The sequence below is a fragment of the Gordonia sp. ALPHA1B1 genome, assembly GCF_005502615.1.
Taxonomy (GTDB): Bacteria; Actinomycetota; Actinomycetes; order Mycobacteriales; family Mycobacteriaceae; genus Gordonia; species Gordonia hongkongensis.
The window spans coordinates 115,691-139,814 of sequence record NZ_SCOC01000010.1; the positions used below are offsets into that span (position 1 = coordinate 115,691).

Here is a 24,124-nt window from a genome sequence, read left to right on the forward strand (position 1 = left end):
CTGACTTCCCCGAACCGGTGCGGCTCAGGGGACTTCGAGGCTCGGCTCGCCGCCGGCCGGAGCCGTGACCGTTTCGGTCTCGGTCACGGTGTACGTCTCGGGAGCCGACTCAGTCACCGTCTCCGTTCGAGTGACCGGACGCGGGGTGCTGGTGACCGTCGTCGTGCGGACGGAGGTCTCCGTCTCGGTCTCGGTGACCGTCGCCTCCTGGGTCGAGGTGACCGCTGCCGGTGTCTCGGTCACGGTGACGGGCGCGGGTTCGGCGACCGTCGACTCGGCGGTGAGGATCAGCGTCATCCCGACGGCGGCCAGGAACACGGCCGCGCCGATGGCGGCGCCGACGAACCACCAGCGACGTCCCGTCGACGTCCGCGGGGCGACGGGGGGTGCTGCCGCGGCTACCACCGCGGCGTCGGCCGCACCGAGGGCCGACGCGAGCGCCGGGTTGTCCGCGACGGTGACGGGGCGTTGCGCCGCGTACTCGAAGGCCGGCGCGATGCCGGGGAGTTGCGCGCCGGGGCCGACCACGATGACCGACGTGATGTCACGCCCGCGCGGCAGGCGGGTGACCGCCGTCGCGAGCCGGGTCGCCGCGTCGGGGTCGGTGACCGAGGCGACCTCGCCCGGCGCGAAGTCGGTCGTGCCGAGCACGGCGCCGGAGGACGTGTCGACGGTGGCGAGGGTCGTGCCGGCGGCCGGCGCGGCATCGCGATCCAGGTCGACGACGGCCACCACCCCACCGCGCGTCGCATGCGTGCATGCGATCTCGGCGAGTGCGGCGGCATAGCCGGTGACGACGACCTTCTCCGTCCACGACGGCCCGGTGCCGGCGCCCGGCGCGAAGGCCCGAGCCAGGTGATCGCGGACGTCTGCGCGGGACGCCGAGATCCCGATGCGGTCGACCTCCACAGGGACGGAATCGACGAGTTCGAGGATCGCGGCCTCGGCACCGGCCGCCGACGCGTCCGGAAGGTCGACGAGATTGCTCGCCAGGACGTGGCCGTCGGCGTCGCGGACCACCGAGCTGATCTGGTCGTCGACGACGGAGATACCCAGGACCACGAACCCCGGCATCGGCCCGTTAGCCGGTACCTCGGACATGGTTCACCTCCCGTCGGCGACCTTGCTGTGGCGTTCTGACCCGCAAGCCTAGCGGCTCGCCTGCGGTCTTCGTACACCCGGCTGTGCAGGTACACCGACTCAGATGGGCTCCGCGGGATGCTGCGTGTAGGCGGCGTCGCGCACCGCCTCGTCGGTTTCCAGGCCGGCGCCCAGGGCACCGCCGACAGTCGCGAGGGAGCACGTCAGCCAGGCGACCTCCAGATAGTCGGTGAAACCGGCCGGGTGGCCGAGCGTCGCACCGAAGACCTGCGGCACCACCAGGCACAGTGCGCCGAGGGCGGACAATACGAACAGCGCCGCGTAGAAGGCGCCGACGCCGAGGACCACCGTGATCACGGTGACGATGTTGAACAGCGCCACCTGTTCGCGCGTCTGACGAGAGGTGCCACGTTCCCACAGGTCGGCACCGATGATCAGCGTCGCGGTGATCGCGATGATCGAGCCGAGCGCCACGCCGGTGAGCCGAATCCCACCGAAAGTGTCTGCGAGCAGCCAGATGTCGGCGGTCACCAGTGCGAAAACCCCGGCCGCGATAGCGCCGGTGAGTGCGCGGCTCAGGCCGAGTGCCAGCCGCCACGGGCGGTTGGCGCGCACCATGCCGGTGAGCAGACGCAGGTTCCCGGTCAGGACACGCGCGGTGAACGCGGTGCCCGCCTCGTCGACGTCGGTCCCGAGTTGGCGCACGCGATGGCGCAGCGCCGACCGCGCCGGCGACTTCTGGTGACCGCGGAGGTCGTCGGCGTCGGCACCGAGGAGTTGACCGACGAGTCCGGTGATGATGCCGCGGGCCCGCTGCCGCACTCCGGTGGCGCCGAGCGCCGGCACCGAGAGGACCGCGACGCCGTGCACTGCGTTGGCATGCGCGACGACCGGACGTTTGCCGACGTGTAGCGGCAGGTCGGTCAGGCAGAGCACCAGATCCCACTCGTGTTCGAGCAGAAGATCTCTTGTGGCGTCGACGATCTCGGCGTCGCCGGCCGGCGGCTGTACGACGCCGGCCTCGAGGAGATCCAGCTGCCAGCGCGCGCCAGGGAAGGTCGTCTGGATGTGGTCGGTGAGGTCGGCTTCGATGAGCTTGCGGGCGAGGTCGATCGCCTGGCCCGGCGCGGCGACGATGCCGAGGACGACGACGGGTTCATCCGAGGTGCCGGGCTCGGGGAACGACTCGGGGGAAGAGGAGTCCATCAAGGGTGACGGTCCGGCTCAGGCGAACCGGGCCGCGAGGGCCCGCAGGGTGCCCTCGATCCCCTTGCCGTTCTTCTTGTCGTAACCGATGAGTTCCATGATCTTCGGTACCCGGAGCGTCGAGTAGTCGAAGGTCTCGGTGACCGCGGTCGTGGTCGGTGACGTCGACTCGAGTTCCCACCGCCAGCGGTGCCCCATCGGGTGCTGCCATTCGACGACCCGACCGGGTTCGAAGTCGGTGACGGTCGAGGTGATCTTGTACGGCACGCCGTACTGCTTCATCCCGACGCTGAAACGCGCCCCACGGGTCAGCGTCTCGGGCCCGTCCACAGGGGTGTCGCGGACCGTGCCGGAACCGTCGAGCTCCGGATGCCGATGCGGATTCGACACGAGCGCGAACACATCGGCGGCCGGGGCGTTCACGACGACCCGGCGCGAGACCTTGTGCGGGCCGGAGTCGACGGTGGTGACGGGTTCAGAAGCCATACGCTCAACGTTACGCACGTCCGTGGGCTCGCGTCGAAACCAGGTCAGTCGGTGGTGCGTTTGCGTCGCGGCTGCCAGACGACCAGGGCGTTGGTGCGCGGCACCGGGACGAGTTCGCCGCCGCGGCGGGTCCGCGACGCTTGCACCTCGTCGGTCAGCTCGCGCACGCGGTGCTGGAGTGCCTCGACCTGATTGCTCAGGTCGATGATGCGTTTGATGCCCGCGAGGTTGACGCCTTCCTCCTGCGAGAGACGCTGGATCTCGCGCAGGAGTTCGACGTCGCGGGACGAGTAGCGGCGACCACCGCCACTCGTCCGTTGCGGGGTGACCAGGCCCAGGCGGTCATACGTCCGCAGGGTCTGGGCGTGCATGCCGGCGAGTTCGGCGGCCACCGAGATCAGGAAGGTCGCGCCGTCGCCGTCGAAGTTGCCCGCACCGGCCATCACTCATCGCCCCCAGTCCGCCCGCGGGTCGAAACCGCTTGCCCGCTCGGCCTGGTCGTAGGCGCGCATCGCCTCGACCGCGGCCTCGTCGAGCTTGTTCGGAACCGCGACCTTCACGGTGACGAGCAGGTCGCCCGCCCCGCCGGAGCGCTTGGGCACTCCACGACCGCGCACGCGCAGCGTGCGGCCGTCAGTGGTGTTCGGCGGGATCTTCACCCCGACCGAACCCTCCAGGGTCGGAACCGAGACCGTCGCTCCGAGAACGAGTTCGGAGATCCGCACCGGCAGCTGCACCCGAAGGTCGTTGCCGCTGCGGGTGAACTGCTTGTGCGGGGTCACGTGCACGACGACGTAGAGGTCACCCGACGGGGCGCCACGACGACCGGCCTCGCCCTGCCCGGCGAGCCGGATGCGCTGACCGTCCTCGACGCCGGCGGGGATCCGGACGTTGATGGTGCGCGCGCGGACCTTCACGCCGCTGCCGTCGCAATCGGTGCACGGGTCGTCGATCCGCGACCCGGTGCCCTGGCAGTCCTGGCAGGGCTCGCTGAATCCGAACGCGCCCTGGTTGCGGCTCACGAACCCGGAACCGTTGCAGTTCGCGCACACCCGCGGACTGGTCCCGGGCTTGGCGCCCGAGCCGTGGCAGGTGGTGCAGGGCGACGGACTCGTCACCCGCAGGGGGACGGTCGTGCCGAGCGCGGCGTCAGAGAACGAGAGCGTCGTCTCGGTCTCGAGGTCCTTGCCACGACGCGGCCGGCTCGCCGTCGAAGTACGTTGCGTTCCGCCGCCGCGGTTGAACAGGCCGTCGAAGATGTCGCCGAAACCGCCACCGCCGCCCCCGGTCTGCGCCCCGCCGAACAGATCGCCGAGGTCGAAGTCGCCACCGCCGCCGGTGGTGTAGGTGGTTCCGCCGCCGGGGAAGCCACCCGGGAAGCCGTTGCCGCCGCCGCGGAATCGTCCGCCGGCGAACATGGCGCGTGTCTCGTCGTATTCCTTGCGCTTTTCGGCATCGCCGAGGACGCTGTGGGCTTCGGACACCCGCTTGAAGCGCTCTTCGGCCGCGCTGTCACCCGGATTCGCATCAGGATGCAGCTCGCGCGCGAGCTTGCGGTAGGCCTTCTTGATCTCTTCAGCCGAAGCGTCAGAAGCAACGCCCAGGTCCTTGTAGAAGTCGTGTTCTAACCACTCACGTTGTGGTGCCACCAGACGTCACCTCCTTGAGTTCTGTTGTCTGGATTGAAGTTTCAGTTGGGGCCACCTGCTCCCTGAGGTGCGAGCAGACCACCTGCTCCCTGAGGTGCGAGCCGACCACCTGCTCCCTGAGGTGCGAGCGAAGCGAGCCACGAAGGGTTCGTCGCCCTTCGTGGCTCGTCGCTTGCGCTCCTCGCACCTCAGGGATCAGTGGTGAGTTCGCCCACCCAGGATCGAGCGACGGTCGTTCTATTGTGCACCGGGCGCGTCGCCCGCGGGAGCGGGATCGGTGACCGTCACCATCGCGGTGCGGATCACCTTCTCGCCCAGGCGGTAGCCGCATCGGTACACCGATCCGATCACCGGATGTGCCCCGGTACCGTCGTGCTGCACGGCTTCGTGGAGTTCGGGATCGAACTCGTCACCCGCCGCACCGAAGGCCACGAGACCTTCGGCGGCCAGCACACCGGTCAGCTTGTCGGCGACCGCACGCAGCGGACCGCTGTCGAGGTCGCCGTGCTCGCGTGCACGGTCGAGGTCGTCGATGATCGGCAGCAGCTTGTCGATCAGGATCTGCTTGCCGTAGGCGACCGACCCCTGCTTCTCCTCGGCGGCACGCCGCCGGAAGTTGGCGAACTGGGCGCGTTCGCGCTGCAGGTCGGCCGTCAGCTCGGCGACGCGGGCATCCGGCTCGTCGGCTGCGGTGTCGGCCTGCGACTCGTCCGTCTGGGACTCGTCGACAACCGGTCCGGCGTCGGCCGGGCCGGGGCCGGCGGCCGGCTCGTCGCGCACCTCACCCGTCTCCGGGTCGATACGACGACGGTCGGTCACCGTCACCGGCTCCTCGCCGGACCCATTCGACGAATGGGCTCCTGCGGTCACTTGTTCTCCTTCGAGTCGGCATCGTCGACGACCTCGGCGTCGACGACGTCGGGATCGCTGTCGGCCGCGGCGGACTCACCGTTGGGGGCCTCGGCAGCGGCGTTGGCGTAGATCGCCTGGCCAAGGGCCTGCGACTCCTCCGACAGCTTCTCGATCGCGGACTTGATCGCCGCGGTGTCGTTGCCCTTGAGCGCTTCCTGCGCCCCGGCGACGGCCGCCTCGACCTTCTCCTTCAGCTCCGCCGGGACCTTGTCCTCGTTCTCCTTGAGGAACTTCTCGGTCTGGTGGACCAGCGACTCCGCCTGGTTGCGGGTCTCGGCCTCCTCGCGGCGCTTGCGGTCCTCGTCGGCGTGCGCCTCCGCGTCCTTGATCATGCGGTCGATCTCGTCCTTGCTCAGGCCGGAACCGTCCTGGATGCGGATCGAGTTCTCCTTGCCGGTGCCCTTGTCCTTCGCGGTGACGTGCACGATGCCGTTGGCGTCGATGTCGAAGGTCACCTCGATCTGCGGGACACCCTGCGGGGCCGGAGCGATGCCGCCGAGCTCGAAGCTGCCGAGCAACTTGTTGTGCGAGGCGATCTCGCGCTCACCCTGATAGACCTGGATCTGCACCGACGGCTGGTTGTCCTCGGCGGTCGTGTATGTCTCCGACCGCTTGGTCGGGATGGTGGTGTTGCGCTCGATCAGCTTGTGCATCACGCCGCCCTTGGTCTCGATACCGAGGGAGAGCGGGGTGACGTCGAGCAGCAGCACGTCCTTGACCTCACCGCGGAGCACACCGGCCTGCAGTGCGGCGCCGACGGCGACGACCTCGTCCGGGTTGACGCCCTTGTTGGGCTCGCGGCCACCGGTCAGTTCCTTCACCAGGTCGGTGACGGCCGGCATACGGGTCGAACCACCGACGAGCACGACGTGGTCGATGTCGCCGACAGAGATGCCCGCATCCTTGATGACGGCCTGGAACGGTGCGCGGGTGCGCTCCAGGAGATCAGAGGTGATCTTCTGGAACTCGCTGCGTGAGAGCTGCTCGTCGAGGAACAGCGGGTTCTTGTCGGCGTCGACGGTGATGTAGGGCAAGTTGATCGAGGTGCTCTGGGAGCTCGAGAGTTCGATCTTGGCCTTCTCGGCAGCCTCGCGGAGACGCTGCAGGGCCATCTTGTCCTTGGTCAGGTCGATGCCGTTCTGGCTCTTGAACTTCTCGACGAGCCAGTCGACGACGCGCTGATCCCAGTCGTCACCACCGAGGTGGTTGTCGCCGGAGGTCGCACGGACCTCGACCACGCCGTCGCCGATCTCGAGCAGCGAGACGTCGAAGGTGCCGCCACCGAGGTCGAAGACCAGGATGGTCTGTTCCTTCTCACCCTTGTCGAGTCCGTAGGCCAGGGCGGCCGCGGTCGGCTCGTTGACGATGCGGAGCACGTTGAGGCCGGCGATCTGGCCGGCTTCCTTGGTGGCCTGACGCTGCGCGTCGTTGAAGTAGGCCGGGACGGTGATGACCGCGTCGGTCACGTCCTCACCCAGGTACGACTCGGCGTCGCGCTTGAGCTTCATGAGCGTGCGCGCGCTGATCTCCTGCGGGGTGTACTTCTTGTCGTCGATCTCGACGGTCCAGTCGCCTTCGCCCATGTGGCGCTTGACGGAGCGGATGGTGCGGTCGACGTTGGTGACCGCCTGGTTCTTGGCGGGCTGGCCGACCAGCACCTCGCCGTTACGCGCGAACGCGACCACCGACGGGGTGGTCCGTGCGCCTTCGGCGTTGGCGATGACGGCGGCCTCGCCGCCTTCGAGCACGGCCACCACCGAGTTGGTGGTACCGAGGTCGATTCCAACAGCACGAGACATGTTTGGCTTCCTCCTAGTTTGCGGGTGTGCACCCGAGTCCTTGTCCCGGGGTCTCGCGACCGCGGGGATGTCGTGGCGAAACTCTGCGGGACCGGACTTCAGTGCGTCCGACTCATGTCCTACTGAAAAAGTAGATCCGAGTCAAACCGACTTGAGTCTTCGTCGCTCAGGTTTCTCGAAGTGTGTAACGGGGGTGGCCGACGGATTGTTCCCGGATCGTCGAAGAAAGTTGAGCGGATGTCGCTCAATGTCCGCCGGGCCGAAAACGCGTATGACGTTGCGCCCGGTTTCCGGGCACAACGTCATACGGAATCGCGAGGCCGTCGGCGGGGCTCAGCGTCGTCGGGTGAGCACCAGCCGGGCACCCGCATCGAGGAGGAAGCCGAGGATGCCGATCACCACGATCAGGGCGGCCACCTGGTCGTACGCCAGCTGATCGCGGGCGTTGAGAATCTGGTAGCCGAGACCGGAGCGCACGCCGAGCATCTCGGCAGGCACCAGGACCACCCAGGCGATGCCGAGCGCGACACGGACACCGGTCTGCACGTTCCCGCGGATCGCCGGGATCACCACAGACACGAGGACTTCGGTCCGGGTGGCGTGGAACGATCGCGCGACCTCCACGAAGCCGGGGTCGATCGACTTCACGCCGGCCGCCGTGTTGATGACGATCGGCCAGATCGCCGCGATCGCGATCAGGAAGATGACCGGTTCGTTGCCGATGCCGAACACCATCACCGCGACCGGCGCCCACGACAACGGCGAGATCATCCGCAGGAAGGCCACGATGGGATTCGCGGCGCGCTCCGCGGTGAGGCTCAGACCGATCAGCAGTCCCAGCGGGAAGCCGAGGACGACGGCGATCAGCAGGCCGATCAGGAGTCGCCACAGGCTCAGTCCGATGTCGGGCAACAGCACCCCGCGTTCGAGGAGTTCCAGCATCGCCGGGAACACCTCTTGCGGGGCGAACTGGCGGGCGAGCGAATCCTGGGCGGGGACGACTGTCGTTGTCGCCCACCAGATCGCGACGAGCACCGCGATCGCGATCAGCGGCGGGACGATGGCGGAACCGGATCGCCGGCGCGGGTCCGTCGTGGTCTCGTCCTGGGTCAGCAGCGTCATGGCGTCACCTGTTCGGTTCTCGTGAGATCGGCGGGTAGTCCGAGAGCGGCTGCACCGCCGCGCATTCCGATGGCAGTACGGATGAATCGGTCGTCGACGAGGTCGGCATGGACGGTCGCCGGGTCCAGACGGCCGAGGAAGCGGCGATCACCGTCGACGAGGGTGTTGTCCATCTCGGTGACGAGCCGCTCGGTGAAACTCGCGAACGGGAAGGGTTGGAATCCGAGTCGTTGCGGCTGCCAGTCGACGTTGCTCACGGCGAAGTCGGCCGGGTCGTAGGTGAGCGCCTTGGCGATGGCCGGTTTCGGTTGCGGGAGATAACCGCCGGCGAGTTCCGCGGCGACTCGGGGACGATCGAGATCGATGTGGTGCTGAGCCGCGACCACGGAGTCGGCGAGGGATTGGACCGCGGCGGGTCGTTCGTCGATGGCCGACTGATGGACGAGGAGCGCGCAGCAGGCGTGCTGTCGCCACACGTCGCCGAGAAAGGTGTGGATGCGGCCGATCTTGCGCACCTGGGCCATCGCGTTGAACGGATCGGCGACGACGTAACCGCCGATCGACCCGTTCGCCAGCGCCGGCACCATGTCCGAGGGGCTCATCACGATCAGCTCGACGGTCTTGTCACCCCGGGACGCCCCGGTACGGATGACCGGTCGCAGTCCGTGGGTCCGCAACATCCGCTGCAGGATGATGTTGTGGATCGACCACCATGCCGGGATGGCCACCTGAGAGCCGGCGAGTTGCTCGAGGTCGACGATGTCGGGCGCCACGGTCAGCGCCGATCCGTTGGTGTGATTCCAGCCCAACACCTGCACGGGGCTGTGCATCGCGTACCGCAATGCCACCGCCATCGGCATCAGCAGATGGACGACGTCGACCTTGCGCGTCACGAAGGCCTCCGCGAGCGAGGACCAGCTCCGGAACAGCACGGGTTTCATCGAACTCACGGCCGCGGGGTCGTATAGTCCGGCGGCGTGTGCGACGAGAAGCGGCGCCGCATCCGTGATGGGGAGGTAGCCGACCCGCAGTGCATCGGACGCACCCGGTGGCGCTGCCGTGGCCGCCCGGCCCAGACCGACGACGCCGCCGATGCCGCCCGCGACGGTGAGGCCACCGACCCCGGCCAGGAGGAGTCGGCGTGAGATGGGCGCGCTCACACCTGCTGCCCCACCTGGTGACCGAAGTGCGTCAGGATCTCCGCGCGCCGGTCGGGATCGTCTCGGCCGAGACCGGATTCGAGCCGCCACTCCCCACCGATGCGACCGGTCTCGGACAAGAGGACGGTCCGGTCGGCGAGTTCGAGCGCCTCGTCGACGTCGTGCGTGACGAGGACGACGGTGATCCGGAGTTCGGCGGCCAATTCGGCCAGCCAGCTGCGCAATTCGCCGCGCACCGCCGGATCGAGCGCGCTGAACGGTTCGTCGAGCAAGAGCAACCTCGGCCGGATCGCCGCCGCACGGATGATCGCCACGCGTTGCGCCTGACCGCCCGACAGCTGATCGGGGTAGCGGTCGGCGAGACCGTCGAGCCCGAAGCGGCGCAACAGGCCGAGTGCGTAGTCGTTCTCGAACGACGCACGGTGCGCGGCGAATCGCCGTCCGAACCGGATGTTCTCTTCCACGGTCAGCCACGGCATCAGCAGCGCGCGCTGGAAGACAACCCCCGTGTGCGGTCGCTCACCGCCGGACTCCCGCCACTCCAGGCTGCCGGCGTCGAGGGTCTCGAGGCCGGCGAGCACACGCAACAGCGTGGTCTTTCCGCTTCCGCTACGCCCGAGGACGGCCACGAACTCCCCGTCGTCGACGGCGAGGTCGATGCCCGACAGTACAGTGTTGCCGCGAAAGGCTTTGCGGCCACCAGTTATTCGAACTGCGCGAGTTCCCACCGCAGTTGTCCTTCCGAGGGTGATTGGATGGGGATGAAGGCTGTTTCCCGGAACCGCCGGTTGGTGGCGCTCGCGGTCGCATAACCCGCACCGCCGCGGACGGTCGCCTCGAGCCGGGAGGCCGCGACCGCGGTTCGCGCGGCGTCGAGGCGCAGCCGGATCAGTTCGGCCGGCGACGGAGTCGTCGGGTCGGCGGCGAACGTCGCGAGCCGCGCACGGATCGACTCGAATTCGGCCGTCCGGTTGTCGAACTCGGGACGGAACACCTCGTTGACCCCCGCCAAGGACTCGACGGCCCCGTCGAGTGCGGCACCGATGGCACCGCTGCAGAACGCGGACTGCAGCAGCAGAAACACCGGACGTATACCCCGGACGAACCCGGTGAGGTCGTCGGAGATCACGTTCTCGTCCTCGATCACCACGTCGGTGAGCGCTAGGGACGTCGAGGCGGTGGATCCCAAACCGATGAGGTCAGGCGCGGAACGGATCTCGACGCCGGGCGCGTCCGCGTCGACGACCGCGACGAGGGTCGTCCTCCCGGTGCGCACCGGGAGGACGATCAGCGACTCGGCGTAGACGTTCGACGCCCAGCGGATCGGTCCGGTCGCCACGACCCCCGCCCGGCTGCGACGCCCCGTGATGGGTACGTCGCCGAGCCCGGCCACCTGTTTCAGGCCCGCCGCCATGGCCGTGACACCGATCCGCCCACCGCCGAGGAGCGGCGCGAGATGTCTCTCCCGCAACGCTTCCGGCGATCGGGCGACGTACTCAATCGTCATCCGCTGCGCCCACAGCGAGAATCCGGCCGACAGACTCACTGCCGACACACGTTCGAGGACGTCGATCATCGACGTCAGCGAACCGTCGACCACTCCCCGGCCCAGGAGGCCGGCCGCACCGGCCGCGGCGATGTCGACCCGGGTGTCGGTGTGCCCGGCGTCGAGTTCGCGCGCGCGGTCGGCCACGGATGCGACGACTTCGCCGAGTTCATCGGTCAGCGTCGGCGCCATACCGGTCAGCCCTGTAGCCGGTGGAGGCGGTCCACCGGGGTCGAGACGACCTCACGAGCGTGACGGACGGCCGCCTCGTCCGGGGCGTCGTAGAAGCACAGGCACTTGTCGGTGTCCTCGCGGACGTAGGTCCGCAGGAAGCTGACCTCGGGGACGTCGGCATACTTCGGCGAGTTCGCCTTCTTACGGGCCAGGTAGGTCTCCATGTCGATGGCTTCGGGGATGTCCCATTCGACGAGATAACCGGCGGTCGGACGCGCCTTCTTCAGCTCGTCGAGGTCGGCGCCGACGAGCCGGACCTCGTCCGGGCCGGCAGCGACGAGCCCCCGGAAGTCCTCGACCTCGTCCAATACGGCCGCCCGGCACCCCTCGAACTCGGCGATCACGAACAGTCGCGCGGCGCCTTCGGTCACCTGCGTCTCGATCAATTCGCCGCCGGCGGTCCGCAGATGTGCGTCGAGTCCTTTGATGAGTTCTTCGATCTTGCCCGCGTCACTGTCGGCAGGTTGGAGTTCGTAGAGGAAGAGCGCCATGGGTGAGCCTTTCTGCGTCGGTGTGCCCGCTGGTGACCGCACCGACCCTGGCATAGACAGACCAGTCTGTCTACGGCGTCTCGTGGTCTACCCTTGGCGCTGTGAGCAACCCCGCACAGGCGAGCACCAGCCGCGCGACCTCTGCTGCCGGGCCCGGCAGCCCGGCCGATCGACTGCTCGCCACCGCCACCGAACTGTTTGCCGCACAGGGCATACGGTCGGTCGGCATCGACCTGATCCTGCGGGAGTCCGGTGTCGCCAAGGCGAGTCTGTACAACGCCTACGGCTCGAAGGACGGGTTGGTCGTGGCCTACCTCGAGCGTTTGGATCAGGCTGATCAAAACCGGTGGTTCGAGGCGACGAAGGCCGTCTCCGATCCGCGCGAGCGGATCCTGGCCTTCTTCGACCTCGCCATCGCCGGGGCCCCGACCCGCAACTTCCGCGGCTGCCAGTACGCCAACGCCGCGACCGAGTTCCCCGACACCGACCTGCCTCCCATCACGGCGCACCGCGCGTGGCTCCTCGACACCCTCGGCGACAACCTGCGCACCCTCGGCGTCCCGGAGCCCGATGTGACCGCGCGACAGATCCAGGTGGTCTACGACGGTGCGCTCTCGGGGTCGAAGATGGCTCGCTCCACCGCCCCCATCGAGACGGGCCGATTGCTGGTCGAGGCACTCCTCGACGGTCACCCGCCGGTTGCGTAGCTCCACCCCCGCTGGTTGAGCAGGCGACGAGCGCAGCCGCCGGGCCGAGCAAGCGCCACCCCCAACTGATCGAGCGAGCGCCACCCCCGCTGGTTGAGCAGGCGACGAGCGCAGCCGCCGGGCCGAGCAAGCGACGAAGGAGCGCGTCGAGGTCGAGGAGCCGTGTCGAAGCCACCTCGCAACACGCCGCGCTGTTGGTTACCCACTCGTCCCGGTCGCGCCCGGCTACCGTCAGTTCATCCCCTCGACGCGGAGGTGGCGATGAACGAGACCACACCGAGCGATCCGCGATGGGTGCCGTGGCGGGTCGCGCCGACGTCGGGCTTCGAGGTCGACGACCCGACCGGGTGTGGCGAAGTCGAGATCGCGCAGATCGACGAACGAGAGTTTCTCGTGCGCAACGCCTTTCGCTTCTCCGATCCCGCGGTCGAGGAGTACCTGGTAACACAACTGGTCGAGCGAGGACAGACGGAAGCCGATGCGCGGGGCGCCGTCGACGCGGCCCGCGCGTTTGTGCCCGGCGACGACAACCCCACCGACCTCGCCTCGATCCCCCGGTTCCTGCGCTGGTTCGAGAACCCTTACGGCAGACACTCACTCGCGGCGCTCATCCACGACGAGCTCATCACGGGCACCGTCAACTCCGGCGCGCTCGGGAGTGACACCCTGTCCGACCGGTTCTTCCGCGAGATGATGCGGGCGTCCGGCGTCCCCTGGCTCAAGCGGTGGATCATGTGGTCGGCCGTGGCACTTCGCACGCGATGGGTCGCCGGCGGATGGCGACGTCTCAGTGTGGTCGGGTGGCTGGTGCTGAGCCTCGTCGGCATCTGCGCGGCGGTCGGTTCGAGCGGGGCGCTGCTGTTCGATTGGTCGTGGCCGACATCATCGTCGGCGGTCTCTCTCCTGCTCTCACTGCTGATGATCTTCGTCGCCGCGCCGCTGTGGGGGCGCCAGTGGGCGGCGAGTCTCGTTGCGGCCGTGGCCGCCTTGTGGGTCCTGCCCGCCGCGATCGTGGCCTACTTCGCCTATGCGCTGTATCTGTTGTCGGAGAGGATCGCTCGCACCGTCGGGCTCACGTAGCGGCTCGGAGCCGAGCATTCTTGTCGGTGGTCGGGTCTACCTTGGACGTATCAGTTGAACCGGCCAACCAGGCCGGGCGGCAACGACTTCGGGGGGAGTCACTGTGGGGGCATGGACGGATCTGCCGGGCGAGTTCCTCGCCGGGGTCGATCCTGCCTGTCCGGCCGACACCGCCACCCATATGCAGCGCCTGGGGTCGATCCGCGCGGGCGAGTCGTATCTGGCGTGGTGCCGCTACCAGACGATCCTGGTGTTGTGCGATCGGCTGTTGACCACTGTCGGCAACAGTTACGTCTCCGACGGTTTCGGTGACATCGTCGCCCGGGTGTCGCGGGAGGCCGGGATCACCCGCTACCGGGCGGGGATGCTGGTCGACGAGGCGTTGTGTCTGCGTGATCGGTTGCCGCGGGTGTTGGAGACGTTGCGCGACGGCATCATCGGGCCGCACCAGATCCGCGAGATCATCGGCCGCACGCACTTGGTGTCCGATGATCACCTTCTCGACCCCGACGACCCCGCCAGCCGCCGGATCATCGAGGTGCTCGACGAGTCGATCGCCGACCTGCTGCGCTCCCGGTCCGGGTCGTAGTCGACGTCAGGTTTGCGCGACATGATCGACCGCCTGGTCTTCGGCCACGACGCCGACGCCGTCCGGGAACGGCGCCGCGAAGCGCTCGACAAACGCGGGGTGTGGACCGAGAACCACGGTGACGGCACCGGTGAGATCACCGCGGTCATGGCCGCCGAGAACATCCGAGCTTCCGACGCCTCGGTACGGGAGTTGGCCGCATCCGTCTGCGAACGGGATGGCCGCACCCTCGGGGAACGGAAGTCCGACGCCATGTACGTTGCTCACCCGAACAGCGTTCACGTGCGCGTGCGGACAATCCGACTGCACCACAACACCTGTCGATCCTGGAGGTTCGGCGGCGAGTACCGAGATCGTGATCCACGTCGTCACCGACGCCGACACCCTGGCCGGCGGGTCCGGACCCGGCTGGATCGACGGGCACGGAGTGATCTCCGACGAGCATGTGCGCGACCTCGCCGCCCGGCCCGACGCGACGACCAGGCCGGTCACCCCCATCCGCACACCACCCACGCAGGTCGTCGCCGACGAGGGCGGATACGACGACGAGCCCACGCGGACGGCGAACATCGCCGCACCACAGCAGGCTACGGACGACACTGGCGGCGCGGGTGACGCGTCGACGCCCCCGACTTCGGCCACACCGTCGACGGAGCCGGTGTCGTCGGAGGTCGTGGTGGTCTACCCGGCTGCCCTGCCTGGTGACCCGTATCGTCCGACAAGTGCGTGCGCGGAGTTCGTGCGGGTGCGCGACGGCTACTGCACCGAGCCGGGTTGCACGCGTTCGGCATTCACCGCCGATGTCGATCACGTCGCCGAGTACGACCACGCCCGACCCGCCCGCGGGGGTGCGACCTCGAGTGAGAACCTCAACGCCAAATGCCGTCCCGGTCATCTCCACAAGACGCACAGCGACTGGACCGATGTGCAGTACCGCGACGACGAGGGCCGTCTGGTCACCGAATACGTCACGCCCGAGGGCTTTGTGATCCCCGGCGAGGCCGAAACCCTCGAAGACCTCTTCCCCAACCTGCGGCGCATCCGATTCGAACAAGCCGCGAAAGCACCACCGACACCGCGGATCATCGTGCCCGAGCGGCAAGGCGGACAACAACAAGGCCGACAACCGCGCACGATCACCGAACGCACCGCCGCGAAACACGCGAAGCGGCGAGAAGAACGTGCCCGCAACAAGAAACAACGCGAAGCGGATCGACTTGCCCGAGCCGAGGCAGCCAGCCATCAACCCGACACGCCCGACGACCCGCCACCCTTCTGACAGACGCCAACACCCCGGCGGAACGTGATCGTCCACGTACCACCGGGGTGTTGGACTGGGCCTGGGCTACAGCGCGCGGGATCAGGCCGCGGTCACCTGCGCGTCGACGGCGACTTCCAGCGCCTGCGCGACGATCTCGGCGACATCGGTCATCGGCCGCACGTCGAGGGCGTCGAGCACCTCGGCCGGCACGTCGTCGAGGTCGGGCTCGTTGCGCTGCGGGATGAAGATGGTCTTCAGCCCGTTGCGTTGTGCGGCAAGCAGTTTCTGCTTGACCCCACCGATCGGCAGGACCCGCCCGTTGAGCGTGACCTCGCCGGTCATCCCGACATCGCTGCGCACCTGACGTCCCGTCGCCATCGACACCAGCGCGGTGACCATGGTGACGCCGGCGCTCGGACCGTCCTTCGGCACGGCCCCGGCCGGAACGTGCACGTGGATGGTCTTGTCGAGCGCTTTCGGGTCGACGCCGAGCTGCTCGGCGTGCGCCCGCACGTACGACAGTGCGATCTGCGCCGACTCCTTCATCACGTCGCCGAGCTGGCCGGTCAACTTCAGACCCGGCTCACCCTCGGTGGCGTTCACCTCGATGAACAGGACGTCGCCGCCCATGCCCGTGACCGCGAGACCGGTTGCGACACCGGGGACCGCCGTCCGCTCCGCCGATTCCGGCGTGAAGCGCGGACGCCCCAGGTAGTCGCGCAGATCGGGCTCGTCGATGATGACGGGCGCCGTCGCTGTTCCCCCGTCTCCCGATTCGACCGCGAAGTTGGTCGCGGCCTTGCGAAGCGCCTTCGCCAGCAGCCGTTCGAACTGCCGCACACCGGGTTCGCGGGTGTAGTTGGCCGCGATCTCCCGCAGCGCCGCATCGGTGACGGTCACCTCGTCGGGTGTCAGCGCCGCCCGCTCCGCCTGCCGGGGCAGCAGGTAATCGCGGGCGATGGCGACCTTGTCGTCCTCGGTGTACCCGTCGAGCGTGACCAGCTCCATACGGTCGAGCAGGGCCGACGGGATGTTCTCGATGACGTTGGCGGTCGCGAGGAACAGCACATCGGACAGGTCGAGATCGAGATCGAGGTAGTGATCGCGGAAGGTGTGATTCTGCGCGGGGTCGAGGACCTCGAGCAGCGCGGCGGCCGGGTCACCCCGGTAGTCCGAGCCCACCTTGTCGATCTCGTCCAGCAGCACAACGGGATTCATCGATCCCGCCTCACCGATCGCCCGTACGATCCGGCCGGGCAGCGCGCCGACGTAGGTACGCCGGTGGCCGCGGATCTCCGACTCGTCGCGCACACCGCCGAGGGCGACGCGCACGAACTTGCGGCCCAGCGCCCGGGCGACGCTCTCACCGAGCGATGTCTTGCCGACACCGGGAGGACCGGCGAGCACCATCACGGCGCCCGACCCGCGTCCGCCGACGACCTGCAGGCCGCGTTCGGCGCGACGAGCACGCACCGCGAGATATTCGACGATGCGGTCCTTCACGTCGTCGAGGCCGTGGTGGTCGGCGTCGAGGATCTCGCGCGCGCCCTTGACGTCGGTCGAGTCCTCGGTCCGGGTGTTCCACGGCAGGTCGAGGACGGTGTCGAGCCAGGTGCGGATCCATCCGGTCTCCGGCGACTGGTCGCTGGCACGCTCGAGCTTGCCCACCTCGCGGAGCGCGGCCTCGCGCACCTTCTCGGGCAGGTCGGCTTCCTCGACGCGGCCGCGGTAGTCGTCGGCGCCCTCGGGTTCGTCCTCGCCGAGCTCCTTGCGGATGGCGGCGAGCTGCTGGCGAAGCAGGAATTCCTTCTGCTGCTTGTCCATGCCCGCGCGGACGTCCTCGGCGATCTTCTCGGTCACCTCGGACTCGGCCAGATGATCGCCGGTCCACTCGATGAGCAGCCGCAACCGCGCCGCGGTCACCGGCGTCTCGAGCAGCTCACGCTTCTGTTCGTCGGACAGCCACGACGCATAGCCCGAGGTGTCGGCGAGATCCGCCGGATCGGACATCTTGTTGACGGCGTCGATGAGCTGCCATGCCTCGCGGCGCTGCAGCATCGCCAGCACGAGCTTCTTGTACTCGCCGGCGAGTTCACGTTCTTCGTCGGTGGCGTCAACGGCGTCGACCTCGGTCACCTCGACCCACAGCGCCGCACCGTGACCGGGTGTCCCGGTCCCGATCTGCGCGCGCTGCTCACCCTTGACGACGGCTGCCATCCCGCCGCCCGGGATGCGGCCGACCTGCACGATCGACGCGATGACACCGTAGGTGGGATACCGGTCGTCCAGACGTGGGGCGACCAGCAGTTTCCCGGTCTCGCTCGCCCGGGCGGCGTCGACCGTGGCCTGTGCGGCATCGTCGAGCGGGATGGGCACGACCATGCCGGGCAGGACGACGACGTCGGGAACGAAGAGAACCGGCAGTGAATATGTCTGCGACATGAAACCTCCAGAGTTAAGTCTGACCGACTCAACCCAGGTGGCAGGAATCTTGTTCCCGAGCGGTTTATGCCAGGAGCGAACGGGGTGCGGCCTCCCAGGTGAAGCCGTCCGGATCGGTCAGCTCGCCGGCGTCGCCGCCGATCATCAGCCGGTGGGAACCCGAACCGTCCGGGTGGACACCCGCATCCTTGGCCGCGGCCTTGCGGCCGTAGAGTGCCAGCTTGATCGAGTTCGGGGCACTCTCGAACTCGACATACTTACGGCCGAAGCTCTTGGCCACGGTGAATCCGCGGCTCACATAGAACCCCTTGGTCGCCGCGACGTCGTCGACGCCGAGCAGCAGGACCAGATCGTCGACCTCCCGCTCCGGCGCGCCGGTCGGCTTCTTCGACGAACTGGCGACCTTCCAGATCGCGCCGTCGGGCGCCTGGACGACACCGCCGTATCCCCAGAAGGACTTCTTGGCGGGTTTGAGCACCGTGGCGCCGGCCTCGATCGCCGGCAGCAGGAAGGAGTCGGCAACCGTCGGATCGGCGACCACGAGAGAGACCACGAAACCGCGGAAACCCGAGGTCGGCGAGTCTCCCGCGCGGAACCGCAGTCGGTCGCCGAGTCCGAAGGCCTTGTCGTAGAACGCTTGTGCTGTAGCGATGTCAGTGACGTCGAGTGTGAGTGCGTTGATGTTCGTCATGCTTCGACGCTAAGACGCCGACCCGGCCGGACGCTTCTCGATTCCTGACCGGTCGCGAACCTCAGGTGAGGTCGACCGCGGCGCGGGTGGCGAGGACGACGATCTGGGCGATCACCAGAACCGCGACGGCGACGAAGAACGCCGCGGTGGTCACGACGACACCGGCCGCCCCGCGCAGCGCACTCGGCACAGCCTGCAGCCAGGACACGGAGAGTCGGTGTGCGGGTGCGACATCGGGGGTCATGGGCGGTCCTCTGCATACAACGAGCGACCACACCGTTGTGGTCGCAGTCACAACACTCAATCACAAGTAAGTACTTCTGTGCCACAAATAGTCATCAAGACTCATCCCGACCCGAACTCTCCGGCGCTGACCGTCCGAAACCCCGCCCGCCACGAAGTGCGGTAGAACCGAACCGACACCCACCCGAGGAGCCCACATGTCGATCGTCACGCCGACCACCACTCGTCAGCCGCTGGGCCGGGCCATCGCCCGGATCGCCCTGGGAGCGGTGCTGGTGATTGCCGGCGTCGGCCACCTCACCGCCCAGCGCGAGGAGTTCCAGGCACAGGTCCCCGACTGGGTGCCGTTCAGCAAGGACTTCGTGGTGCTGGCCTCCGGCGGCGTCGAGATCGCCCTGGGCGCCGCGTTGATCGCGCTGCCCCGCCACCGCAAGGTGGTGTCGTGGATCGTGGCCGCGTTCTTCGTGGTCATCTTCCCCGGCAACATCAACCAGTACGTCGAGCACATCGACGCCTTCGGACTCGACACCGACGAGAAGCGCCTGACGCGACTGTTCTTCCAGCCCGTCCTGGTGCTCTGGGCCATCGCGGCCGGCACGGGCGAACGCCGGGCCTAACCTGCCCGGGTAGCCGCATCCTGACAGGCGGTGTCCACACCCGCACGGACCTGCGGCCGCACATCAGTGCTCGAGCGGATCGTGCACGCCGCCACCAGCCCGCCGACCGCGCAGCATCCCGCGCAGATGTACATGGCCGCCCGGAAGCCGTCGCCGAGCGGATCGCCGGGGCCCGCATCGATCCCCGCCACGGCGGGCAGCACCGCCACCGCGAGCAACCCCGCGAGCCGCGCCACCGCGTTGTTCACGCCCGACGCGGTGCCGGCGAGCGCGTCGTCGACGGCGGCGAGCGCCGCTGAGGTGAGCGGCGCGACCGTCACCGTCATGCCGAGGCCGAACAGCAGCACCCCGGGCAGCACGGAGTCGACGTAGCCCGATCCCGGCTCGACGCGGGACATCAGCGCGAAACCACCGGCCGCGATGAGCGGGCCGACCGTCATCGGCAGCCGTGGCCCGGTCCGCTGCGCCAGCTTGCCGACCAAGGGCGACCCGAACAGCATGATGAACGTGCTCGGGAACATCGCCGCGCCGGCCTCGAACGCCGAGTAACCGAGGCTCTGCTGCAACTGCAGGGCCAGCAGGAACAGCGCACCGCCCAACGCCGCATAGACCAGCAGCGTCGTCAGATTGGCGCCGGTGAACTGCGACGACCGGAACAGCCCGAGCGGCAGCAGCGGCGCCGGCACCCGCGACTCGATCACCACGAAGCCCACCAGCGCGACGACTCCGACCACCCCCGCCGCAACCGTCACCCCGTTCCACCCGTTCGACGGCCCCTCGATCAGGGCGTAGATGACGCCCGCGAGCCCGACGGTCATCGCCAGGGCGCCCGCCACGTCCAGCCGGGCGTTCGACGGCGCGCCTCGCGATTCGGGGACATGCCGGATCGCGATCCACAACGCTCCCAGGGCGAGCGGCACACTGAGCAGGAATGTCCACCGCCACGACGCCGCGTCGACGAGCCAGCCACCGAGGAACGGGCCCAGAGCCGTGGTCGCGCCGGACATCCCGGCCCACAGACCGACCGCCGCACCGCGGTCCGACGGCCGGATCTCGGCGTTGATCAACGCCAGACTGCCCGGCACCACCGCGGCCGCGGCGATCCCCTGCACGATCCGTGCGGCTACGAGGAGTTCGACGGTCGGCGCCAGCCCGCATGCGACCGTGGCCACCGCGAACACGGCAAGACCTCCGGCGAAGACGAGCCGGCGCCCATACCGGTCGCCGGCGACCCCACCGATCAACAACAACGCGCTCAGCGTGAGCAGATACCCGTCGAGTACCCACTGCTGACCGCGTAGACCGGTATCGAGGTCGCGCGCGATGGCCGGCAGTGCGACGTTGACGACGGTGCCGTCGATGAAGGCGACACCCGAACCGAGCACCGCGGCGACGATCAGCCACCGCCCCGCCGCCGACGCGGCCGGCACTCCTCGGGCGTCGGCGTCGGCCGCGCTGTTCTCGCTCATCGGTTCTCGGCGGTGATGAGCTCGGCGGCGACGACGTCGGCGAGCCCGTCGAACTGGTGACCGCCCACCGGATGACGATGCAGCGGCGCCGACGGAAGGAACGCCGCGTTCAGGTCCAGGTGCTCAACGGGCACCACGTCGTCGTCGACGCAGTGGTGGAACGAAGGGAGCAGAGAGCCGGTACCGGGAAACACGTACTGCGGAATATCCCAACCGTCCGGTCCCCAGTTCGGCATCGCAAGCAGCACAGCGTTTCTCGGAGCGAGGCGGGCCTCGGCGAAGACATGCATCAGCACCGTCGCCCCGAACGAGTGCGCGACGACGTGATCGTCGGCGTCCAGCCCAGCGAGACGCTCGCGGATCGGCCGGGCCCACGCCTCGATCGACATGTCATCGTCAGAGAAACGAGGCATGTCCAGCGACGCGTCGAGTGCCGCGGCCAGCGCCTCGGCGAGCGGGCCGTCGTCGGCGTACCCGCCCGCGCCGTGGATGAAGAACAGCCGACGCTGCGTCATGCGTACTCACTCCCTGCCGACGATGCACCGGAGCCGATCAGCAACAGACCGACCATCGCCCTGGCGTCGGCGTCGGTGTACCCGGGTCCGATGATGCACAGGTTGCCGATCGCCCGTAGGAAGGTCAGCGCGCAGATGTCCCGGCTGACCTCTCCCGTGGCCTGCGCCGGTTCGAGTAGCGAGGCGAACGCCGGCACGAGGGTGTCGAAGATGAGCGCGTGCAGATCGACGAGACTCGGGTCGTCCGAGCTGAGCGCGTCACTCAAGCCGTGTTTGGTGACGAGGAAGTCGGTGAACGCCGACGTCCACCGGCACAGCGCGGCACGCGGCGGGACCTGTTCGGCCAGAAGCTGTTCCGCCAGTGCCGCACATTCGTCGACCTGGTGCCGGTAGACCGCGGTGACCAGTTCCGCCCGGGTCGGGAAATGCCGGTACACGGTGCCGACGCCCACCCCGGCACGCGTGGCGATGTCCCGCACCGGGGCCTGCACGCCCGCATCGACGAAGGCCGCGGCCGCCGCCTCCAGAAGTGCCGTACGGCTCCGTTCGGCCTGCATCTGACGTGCTGTTTTTCCTGCGGACACCGTCCACCCCTTGCTCGCGGAACACCGTTCCGCTAGTTTGGCGGAACATCGTTCCGTCCAGGTTATCGCGTCCCGCTCCCCGTCCCGAAGGAACTCTCATGTCCACGGAATCGCTCGCCGGTCAGATCGTCGCCGTCAAGCCCATCGTCGTCCCCACCTCGGACCGACCGTTCCCGCTGACGGTGAAGGTCACCGCCCCGGTCACCGGCGAGCACCTCCCGGTCCTCGTGTTCTCCCACGGCAACGCCTGGTCGATGGACGGTTATGCACCGCTTGTCGATCGATGGGCCGCTTCGGGTTTCGTCGTCGTGCAGCCGACGCACCTCGATTCCCGGCGATACGGTATCGGGTTCGACGACCCGCGGTTCGCATCCATCTGGAGTACGCGAGTGCAAGACGCGCACGCGGTGATCGATCACCTCGACGAGATACTCGTCGCGGCCGGTGGCGACCTCCGCGCTCGCGTCGACATCGGCCTGCTCGCCGCGGCCGGCCACTCGTGGGGCGGCCAGACCGTCGGCACGCTCCTCGGCGCGCGTGTGGTCGGGCCGGACGGAGACGTCGGCCCGGATCTCGCACATCCCGCCGTGCGAGCGGGCGCACTGATCGCGACGGCGGGGACCGGCGACAGCCTGAGCGAGTATGCGCGCGAACACCTGCCGTTCATGCGGCCGGACTTCTCGAGGATGTCCACCCCGGCACTCGTCGTCGCCGGCGGCAAGGACGACTCGGCCCTGTCGACGCGTGGCCCGGAATGGCTGACCGACGCCTTCCACCTCTCCCCCGGCGCGACGGACTTGCTGTGGATTCCGGACGGCGAACACACTCTCGGCGGCATCGCCGGCGAGGCGGTACGCGAGACGACCGATGAGGACGCGGACCGGGTCGGCCTGGTCGCCGACGCCGTCGCCGCCTATCTGCTCGACGCACTCGGCAGCAGCTCGGCGGCGTGGGAAGCGTTGCGGCACGCGGACTCCGCGGACTTCACACTGCAGCGAAAGTGACGCCGGCCGGGTCGGCCCGGCCGGACACTAGGCCGAACCGGCCGTCTCCAGCAGCGACTTCAGCTGTGCGAGGTCCTTTTCCACCATCTCGGTGTCGCGGTCGAACTCGTCGTCGGACATGGCCAGCTGCCGGATCGTGAAGACGACTTCGGCACCTTCTGGATGTGCCAGCACCCGAAGCGGATTGAGCACGGTGTCCCCGGCGGGAAGCACCACCTCGTGGTCGACGACGCCGAGTCCGTTCCGCGGGACGAACCGGACGGTCACGGTGCCCATCGGCGACTCCACGAGCAACTCGTCACCCCGCCGGACCACCTCCGACTTCGCCAGCCCTGCGGCCCACCGCGGCAGGTTGTCGGGTTCGGCCGCGAAGTCGTAGACCCTCGCGGGTTCGGCGTTGATGACCACACTCACGTGCCGGCTGCGCATGTGGCCAACGTAGTCGCTACCGCAGACGCCTGCCGACCGTGTCCACCGGCTCGATGTGATGGCGGGCCAGGAACAGCACGATGCCGAGCACGACGTAGACCAGGATCGGCGCGAACGCACCGACATACGCCGTCTGGTCGACGAGGATGACGGTGCCGGTGATGATCGTGAAGTCGAAGAGCCCGTGGATGACCGAGTTGAGGACGTTGCCGCCCGACACCCGCCGGATCAGGTAGAAGAAGTATCCGGCGAAACTGACGGCGATGGCCTGCGGAATCGCGCTCACACCGTGGGTGATCGCGTTCGTCAGATGCACCGCTCCGAACACGGCACTGGACCAGAAGGCGACCTTGCCCTCGCTGAGCCCGTGATCGCGCAATGTGGTGACACCGATGCCCCGGAACATCGCCTCCTCGCCCCAGCCGACGAACTGCGTCGCGATCAACAGGGTCAGGATGAACAGGAGGTCCTTCTGGGCCAGCGAGCTGTAGTCGATGCCGACCAGGATGGCCACCACGAAAACCGCCGGGACGATCCAGACCCAGCGCCGGACGGGCCGGTCGTCGCGCAGCACGGGCCTCTGCCATCCCAGGATGACGATGACGAGGATCGTGAACACGAGCGCCGCCCCGAGCGGGAGGATCATCCCGAAGACCACGCCCGCGGTGGCGACCGGCTCGCTGTCGTCGGCGAGACGCGCGATCGCCAGGCCCCCGAGCTGGATGATGGCCAGGTAGACGACGACGATTCCGGCGAATCAGGCATAGCCGAGACGCCGACGGGCTCC

The 24,124-nt window shown here is 68.5% G+C and carries 24 protein-coding genes and 1 pseudogene; 5 read left to right on the forward strand and 20 right to left on the reverse strand.

The window, feature by feature from the left end; all coding sequences use genetic code 11:
- Nucleotides 1-24: 24 nt before the first annotated feature.
- From FFS52_RS09440 to FFS52_RS09495, 12 genes are all read right to left on the reverse strand, one after another.
- The gene (locus tag FFS52_RS09440) at nt 25-1,101 is read right to left on the reverse strand and encodes a hypothetical protein (RefSeq protein ID WP_137809511.1); all 1,077 of its coding nucleotides are present in this window, start codon (nt 1,099-1,101) and stop codon (nt 25-27) included.
- Nucleotides 1,102-1,200: 99 nt separating this feature from the next.
- Entirely contained in the window at nt 1,201-2,307 is a 1,107-nt protein-coding gene (locus FFS52_RS09445; RefSeq protein WP_137809512.1) for a hypothetical protein, read from the reverse strand.
- An 18-nt stretch (nt 2,308-2,325) separates the two neighbouring features.
- Nucleotides 2,326-2,793 carry an SRPBCC family protein gene (locus tag FFS52_RS09450; protein WP_058249667.1) on the reverse strand — a complete coding sequence of 156 codons (468 nt, stop codon included), beginning with the start codon at nt 2,791-2,793 and terminating at the stop codon, nt 2,326-2,328.
- Nucleotides 2,794-2,837: 44 nt separating this feature from the next.
- Nucleotides 2,838-3,236 carry a helix-turn-helix transcriptional regulator gene (locus FFS52_RS09455; protein WP_137809513.1) on the reverse strand — a complete coding sequence of 133 codons (399 nt, stop codon included), beginning with the start codon at nt 3,234-3,236 and terminating at the stop codon, nt 2,838-2,840.
- A 3-nt stretch (nt 3,237-3,239) separates the two neighbouring features.
- On the reverse strand, nt 3,240-4,442 hold the full coding sequence (gene dnaJ, locus FFS52_RS09460) for a molecular chaperone DnaJ (protein ID WP_058249666.1): 1,203 nt from the start codon (nt 4,440-4,442) through the stop codon (nt 3,240-3,242).
- A gap of 237 nt (nt 4,443-4,679) precedes the next feature.
- A complete protein-coding gene (gene grpE, locus FFS52_RS09465) occupies nt 4,680-5,312 on the reverse strand; it encodes a nucleotide exchange factor GrpE (protein ID WP_137809514.1) in 633 nt (210 codons plus the stop codon).
- Nucleotides 5,309-7,153, reverse strand: coding sequence for a molecular chaperone DnaK (dnaK, locus tag FFS52_RS09470; RefSeq protein WP_137809515.1), 1,845 nt, complete (start codon nt 7,151-7,153; stop codon nt 5,309-5,311). The genes grpE and dnaK overlap by 4 nt, the downstream gene beginning before the upstream one ends.
- A gap of 333 nt (nt 7,154-7,486) precedes the next feature.
- A complete protein-coding gene (locus FFS52_RS09475) occupies nt 7,487-8,275 on the reverse strand; it encodes an ABC transporter permease (RefSeq protein ID WP_137809516.1) in 789 nt (262 codons plus the stop codon).
- Nucleotides 8,272-9,435 carry an ABC transporter substrate-binding protein gene (locus tag FFS52_RS09480; protein WP_137809517.1) on the reverse strand — a complete coding sequence of 388 codons (1,164 nt, stop codon included), beginning with the start codon at nt 9,433-9,435 and terminating at the stop codon, nt 8,272-8,274. The genes FFS52_RS09475 and FFS52_RS09480 overlap by 4 nt, the downstream gene beginning before the upstream one ends.
- The gene (locus FFS52_RS09485) at nt 9,432-10,142 is read right to left on the reverse strand and encodes an ABC transporter ATP-binding protein (RefSeq protein WP_249356164.1); all 711 of its coding nucleotides are present in this window, start codon (nt 10,140-10,142) and stop codon (nt 9,432-9,434) included. Before FFS52_RS09485 ends, FFS52_RS09480 begins: the two co-directional genes overlap by 4 nt.
- Nucleotides 10,139-11,173 (reverse strand): acyl-CoA dehydrogenase family protein, encoded by a 1,035-nt coding sequence (locus FFS52_RS09490; protein WP_137809519.1) that lies wholly within the window; start codon nt 11,171-11,173, stop codon nt 10,139-10,141. The genes FFS52_RS09485 and FFS52_RS09490 overlap by 4 nt, the downstream gene beginning before the upstream one ends.
- A gap of 5 nt (nt 11,174-11,178) precedes the next feature.
- A complete protein-coding gene (locus tag FFS52_RS09495) occupies nt 11,179-11,706 on the reverse strand; it encodes a DUF4242 domain-containing protein (RefSeq protein ID WP_137809520.1) in 528 nt (175 codons plus the stop codon).
- 101 nt (nt 11,707-11,807) lie between these two features.
- Between FFS52_RS09495 and FFS52_RS09500 the strand changes: the two genes are divergently transcribed.
- The 3 genes and pseudogenes from FFS52_RS09500 to FFS52_RS09510 all read left to right on the forward strand — a co-directional run bounded on the left by FFS52_RS09500 (nt 11,808) and on the right by FFS52_RS09510 (nt 15,361).
- Entirely contained in the window at nt 11,808-12,413 is a 606-nt protein-coding gene (locus FFS52_RS09500; protein ID WP_137809521.1) for a TetR/AcrR family transcriptional regulator, read from the forward strand.
- Between the two features lie 261 nt (nt 12,414-12,674).
- The gene (locus tag FFS52_RS09505; RefSeq protein WP_137809522.1) at nt 12,675-13,493 is read left to right on the forward strand and encodes a DUF1353 domain-containing protein; all 819 of its coding nucleotides are present in this window, start codon (nt 12,675-12,677) and stop codon (nt 13,491-13,493) included.
- A gap of 103 nt (nt 13,494-13,596) precedes the next feature.
- A pseudogene (locus tag FFS52_RS09510) lies at nt 13,597-15,361 on the forward strand (DUF222 domain-containing protein).
- An 81-nt stretch (nt 15,362-15,442) separates the two neighbouring features.
- On the opposite strand, the gene lon reads toward FFS52_RS09510, so the two are convergent.
- From lon to FFS52_RS09525, 3 genes are all read right to left on the reverse strand, one after another.
- A complete protein-coding gene (gene lon, locus FFS52_RS09515) occupies nt 15,443-17,785 on the reverse strand; it encodes an endopeptidase La (protein ID WP_137809523.1) in 2,343 nt (780 codons plus the stop codon).
- A gap of 64 nt (nt 17,786-17,849) precedes the next feature.
- Nucleotides 17,850-18,476, reverse strand: a complete 627-nt coding sequence (locus FFS52_RS09520) for a glyoxalase (protein ID WP_137809524.1) — start codon at nt 18,474-18,476, stop codon at nt 17,850-17,852.
- 61 nt (nt 18,477-18,537) lie between these two features.
- Nucleotides 18,538-18,720 (reverse strand): hypothetical protein, encoded by a 183-nt coding sequence (locus FFS52_RS09525; RefSeq protein WP_065632450.1) that lies wholly within the window; start codon nt 18,718-18,720, stop codon nt 18,538-18,540.
- A gap of 196 nt (nt 18,721-18,916) precedes the next feature.
- Here FFS52_RS09525 and FFS52_RS09530 point away from each other — a divergent pair, with 196 nt between their 5' ends.
- Nucleotides 18,917-19,336, forward strand: coding sequence for a MauE/DoxX family redox-associated membrane protein (locus FFS52_RS09530; RefSeq protein WP_058249658.1), 420 nt, complete (start codon nt 18,917-18,919; stop codon nt 19,334-19,336).
- On the opposite strand, the gene FFS52_RS09535 is transcribed toward FFS52_RS09530, so the two are convergent.
- Genes FFS52_RS09535 through FFS52_RS09545 form a run of 3 tightly spaced genes read right to left on the reverse strand, consistent with a single transcriptional unit; the run spans nt 19,333 to nt 21,904 of the window.
- Nucleotides 19,333-20,805, reverse strand: a complete 1,473-nt coding sequence (locus FFS52_RS09535) for an MFS transporter (protein ID WP_137809525.1) — start codon at nt 20,803-20,805, stop codon at nt 19,333-19,335. The genes FFS52_RS09530 and FFS52_RS09535 overlap by 4 nt on opposite strands.
- On the reverse strand, nt 20,802-21,320 hold the full coding sequence (locus tag FFS52_RS09540) for an alpha/beta hydrolase (protein WP_137809526.1): 519 nt from the start codon (nt 21,318-21,320) through the stop codon (nt 20,802-20,804). The genes FFS52_RS09535 and FFS52_RS09540 overlap by 4 nt, the downstream gene beginning before the upstream one ends.
- Complete coding sequence (locus FFS52_RS09545; RefSeq protein ID WP_249356150.1) at nt 21,317-21,904, reverse strand: TetR/AcrR family transcriptional regulator; 588 nt, start codon at nt 21,902-21,904, stop codon at nt 21,317-21,319. Before FFS52_RS09545 ends, FFS52_RS09540 begins: the two co-directional genes overlap by 4 nt.
- 98 nt (nt 21,905-22,002) lie before the next feature.
- Between FFS52_RS09545 and FFS52_RS09550 the strand changes: the two genes are divergently transcribed.
- Nucleotides 22,003-22,908 carry a chlorophyllase gene (locus tag FFS52_RS09550; protein ID WP_065632446.1) on the forward strand — a complete coding sequence of 302 codons (906 nt, stop codon included), beginning with the start codon at nt 22,003-22,005 and terminating at the stop codon, nt 22,906-22,908.
- Between the two features lie 27 nt (nt 22,909-22,935).
- On the opposite strand, the gene FFS52_RS09555 is transcribed toward FFS52_RS09550, so the two are convergent.
- Nucleotides 22,936-23,337: an SRPBCC family protein gene (locus FFS52_RS09555; RefSeq protein WP_137809527.1), complete on the reverse strand. Its 402-nt coding sequence runs from the start codon at nt 23,335-23,337 to the stop codon at nt 22,936-22,938.
- 16 nt (nt 23,338-23,353) lie between these two features.
- Nucleotides 23,354-23,983, reverse strand: a complete 630-nt coding sequence (locus FFS52_RS09560) for a CPBP family intramembrane glutamic endopeptidase (protein ID WP_249356148.1) — start codon at nt 23,981-23,983, stop codon at nt 23,354-23,356.
- Nucleotides 23,984-24,124 lie beyond the last annotated feature (141 nt).

What these genes read in the sequence shown, in the direction of transcription:
- FFS52_RS09490 (WP_137809519.1), bottom strand. Translation starts at nt 11,173, where the DNA reads ATGGCGCCGACGCTGACCGATGAACTCGGCGAAGTCGTCGCATCCGTG.
- FFS52_RS09535 (WP_137809525.1), bottom strand. Translation starts at nt 20,805, where the DNA reads ATGAGCGAGAACAGCGCGGCCGACGCCGACGCCCGAGGAGTGCCGGCC.
- FFS52_RS09540 (WP_137809526.1), bottom strand. Translation starts at nt 21,320, where the DNA reads ATGACGCAGCGTCGGCTGTTCTTCATCCACGGCGCGGGCGGGTACGCC.
- FFS52_RS09550 (WP_065632446.1), top strand. Translation starts at nt 22,003, where the DNA reads ATGTCCACGGAATCGCTCGCCGGTCAGATCGTCGCCGTCAAGCCCATC.
- FFS52_RS09560 (WP_249356148.1), bottom strand. Translation starts at nt 23,983, where the DNA reads ATGATCCTCCCGCTCGGGGCGGCGCTCGTGTTCACGATCCTCGTCATC.
- dnaK (WP_137809515.1), bottom strand. Translation starts at nt 7,153, where the DNA reads ATGTCTCGTGCTGTTGGAATCGACCTCGGTACCACCAACTCGGTGGTG.
- FFS52_RS09495 (WP_137809520.1), bottom strand. Translation starts at nt 11,706, where the DNA reads ATGGCGCTCTTCCTCTACGAACTCCAACCTGCCGACAGTGACGCGGGC.
- FFS52_RS09475 (WP_137809516.1), bottom strand. Translation starts at nt 8,275, where the DNA reads ATGACGCTGCTGACCCAGGACGAGACCACGACGGACCCGCGCCGGCGA.
- FFS52_RS09520 (WP_137809524.1), bottom strand. Translation starts at nt 18,476, where the DNA reads ATGACGAACATCAACGCACTCACACTCGACGTCACTGACATCGCTACA.
- FFS52_RS09440 (WP_137809511.1), bottom strand. Translation starts at nt 1,101, where the DNA reads ATGTCCGAGGTACCGGCTAACGGGCCGATGCCGGGGTTCGTGGTCCTG.
- lon (WP_137809523.1), bottom strand. Translation starts at nt 17,785, where the DNA reads ATGTCGCAGACATATTCACTGCCGGTTCTCTTCGTTCCCGACGTCGTC.
- FFS52_RS09450 (WP_058249667.1), bottom strand. Translation starts at nt 2,793, where the DNA reads ATGGCTTCTGAACCCGTCACCACCGTCGACTCCGGCCCGCACAAGGTC.
- FFS52_RS09555 (WP_137809527.1), bottom strand. Translation starts at nt 23,337, where the DNA reads ATGCGCAGCCGGCACGTGAGTGTGGTCATCAACGCCGAACCCGCGAGG.
- FFS52_RS09505 (WP_137809522.1), top strand. Translation starts at nt 12,675, where the DNA reads ATGAACGAGACCACACCGAGCGATCCGCGATGGGTGCCGTGGCGGGTC.
- FFS52_RS09455 (WP_137809513.1), bottom strand. Translation starts at nt 3,236, where the DNA reads ATGGCCGGTGCGGGCAACTTCGACGGCGACGGCGCGACCTTCCTGATC.
- FFS52_RS09525 (WP_065632450.1), bottom strand. Translation starts at nt 18,720, where the DNA reads ATGACCCCCGATGTCGCACCCGCACACCGACTCTCCGTGTCCTGGCTG.
- FFS52_RS09530 (WP_058249658.1), top strand. Translation starts at nt 18,917, where the DNA reads ATGTCGATCGTCACGCCGACCACCACTCGTCAGCCGCTGGGCCGGGCC.
- FFS52_RS09445 (WP_137809512.1), bottom strand. Translation starts at nt 2,307, where the DNA reads ATGGACTCCTCTTCCCCCGAGTCGTTCCCCGAGCCCGGCACCTCGGAT.